This window comes from Gemmatimonadaceae bacterium (assembly GCA_036504815.1).
Classification (GTDB): Bacteria; Gemmatimonadota; Gemmatimonadetes; order Gemmatimonadales; family Gemmatimonadaceae; genus PNKL01.
The window spans coordinates 1-2,147 of record DASXUN010000002.1 but is presented as its reverse complement, the minus strand read 5'-3'; the positions used below and the strand labels follow the sequence as shown (position 1 = coordinate 2,147).

General features: G+C 67.9%; 2 protein-coding genes. Both read left to right on the top strand.

Annotated elements, in window-relative coordinates; translation table 11 throughout:
• Positions 1–148 precede the first annotated feature (148 nt).
• Positions 149–1,777, top strand: a complete 1,629-nt coding sequence (locus VGJ96_00420; GenBank protein HEY3285563.1) for a D-aminoacylase — start codon at positions 149–151, stop codon at positions 1,775–1,777.
• A gap of 141 nt (positions 1,778–1,918) precedes the next feature.
• Positions 1,919–2,113 (top strand): DUF2892 domain-containing protein, encoded by a 195-nt coding sequence (locus VGJ96_00415; protein ID HEY3285562.1) that lies wholly within the window; start codon positions 1,919–1,921, stop codon positions 2,111–2,113.
• The last annotated feature ends 34 nt before the right edge of the window (positions 2,114–2,147 follow it).

Here is a 2,147-nt window from a genome sequence, read left to right as displayed (position 1 = left end):
CGCCCCCCCCCTTCTGTGCGTGCGGTGCCGGTTAGTCACTATCCGCTCGTCCCCGGCGCACTCATATTCGTTCACGGGTTTACCGGAGAACCTCTGTTGTCTTTCTGTTGTCTCTCTGTTGTTTCTCTGTAGTCTCTCTGCCTCTCCTATGTCTTCTCGTCGCCAATTCATCGTCTCCAGCTCCTCGGCCGCGCTGGTCGCGTGCGCACCGTTCTTCCGGCAGTCGGGCGCCAAGGTTGACATCGTCATCCGCGGGGGCACGGTCTTCGATGGGTCGCTCGGCGCCCCCGGCATCGAAGCCGACGTGGCGCTCGACGCGGGACGCGTGGTCGCCATCGGGCGCCGGCTTTCCGAACAGGGACGGCTCGAGGTAAATGCCAAGGGGCTCGCCGTATCGCCGGGCTTCATCGACGTGCACTCGCACGGGGACAACACGCTGTTCAACGACCCGAATGCCGAGTCGATGATCCGCCAGGGCGTCACGACGATCGTCGTGGGGCAGGATGGGTCGTCGCGCGGCCCGCGCACGGCGACCGACGAGGAGAGCGACCGCGACTCGCTGCGCGCCTTCTTCGACTCCGTCGACCAATTGCCCGCCGCCGTCAACGTCGCCTCGATGGTCGGGCTCGGCACCGTGCGGGGCGCGGTGATCGGCAACGAGAACCGGGAGGCCACGCCGGCCGAGATCGAGAAGATGGTGGCGCTCGTCGAGCGCTCGCTTGTGGACGGCGCCTGCGGGGTCTCGACCGGACTCGAGTACACGCCGGGCGCGTTCGCGCCGCTCAGCGAACTCGTTGCGCTCAGCACGCCGCTGGCGCGGCGGCGCCTGCCGTACAGCACGCACATGCGCAACGAGGACGACACACTGCTCGAGTCGATCGACGAGTCGATCGCGGTGGCGCGAGGCGCGGGGTGTCCGTTGCAGATCGCGCATCTCAAGACGCAGGGGCCGCGCAACTGGACGAAGCTCGACACGGTCTTCGGCAAGGTGGCGGCGGCACGCGCCGAGGGGATCGACGCGGCGTTCGACCGGTATCCGTACCTCGCGTACCAGACGGGGCTGTCGAATCTCTTCCCCGTCTGGGCGCGCGACGGCAAGCCGGAGGATTTCCTTCGGCGCATCGACGACGAGGCGACGGCCGGGAAGATCCGCGCGTACGCCGAGGAGAAGGCCGCGCTCATCGGCGGATGGCACAACGTGCAGATCACCAGCGTCAGCGCCGCCGAGGACAAGCCGGCGGAGGGGATGCGCCTTGACGACGTGGCGAAGGGGCGTGGGCTGCCGCCGTACGAGACGGCCGTGGCGCTGCTCAAGGCCAACCGGGCCAGCGTGGGGATGGTGGGGTTCGCGATGAACGAGGCGAACCTCGAGCGCATCCTCACGCACCCGCAGGCGATGGTCTGCTCCGATGGCGGATCGCTGGCCACGAGCGGCCCGGCCCGCGTCGGGCATCCGCATCCGCGCGGCGCCGGGTCGTTCGCGCGCGTGCTCGCGCGCTATGTGCGCGAGCGCAAGGTGCTGTCGCTCGGTGATGCCATCCACAAGATGAGCGCGCTGTCCGCGCAGCGGCTGCATCTGGCGGGGCGGGGCATGCTCAAGGTGGGGGCGGCGGGCGACGTGGTCGTCTTCGATCCGGCGACGGTGGCCGACACGGCGACGTTCGAGAATCCGTTCCAGTACGCGGTGGGGATCACGGCGGTCTTCGTGAACGGCTCTATGGCATTCATGGACGGCCAGCGCGGGGCGCGGACGGGACGGGCCATTCGCGTCGGATGATGCCAGGTGCAGGGGCGGGGAGCAGGGTGTGGTGCGGGGCATGGAGAGTCACGCACGGCGGTGATCGCTGGCGCATTCATCGAACCAGTCATATCGTGGTACAGGAATTCATTCGGCATCCCCCCTCATCGTGAGGTTCGCATGTTCAAGGTGAACGAAGGAACCGCCGACCGCGTGGTTCGCGTGCTGGTAGGCGTCGCGCTGGTCTACCTGGCAATCACGAAGGGCTGGCTCTGGGCCTGGATCGGCGTCGTGCCGATCCTCACGGGCGCCACGGGCATCTGCCCGCTGTACTCGCTGCTCGGGATCAATACCTGCGGCGTGAAGAAGGCGTAACCCCAGGACAACGACGAAGCGGCCCCCCAATTTC

Bases quoted from the DNA above. Each gene is read 5' to 3' on its own strand.
- VGJ96_00415 (HEY3285562.1), top strand. From the start codon at position 1,919: ATGTTCAAGGTGAACGAAGGAACCGCCGACCGCGTGGTTCGCGTGCTG.
- VGJ96_00420 (HEY3285563.1), top strand. From the start codon at position 149: ATGTCTTCTCGTCGCCAATTCATCGTCTCCAGCTCCTCGGCCGCGCTG.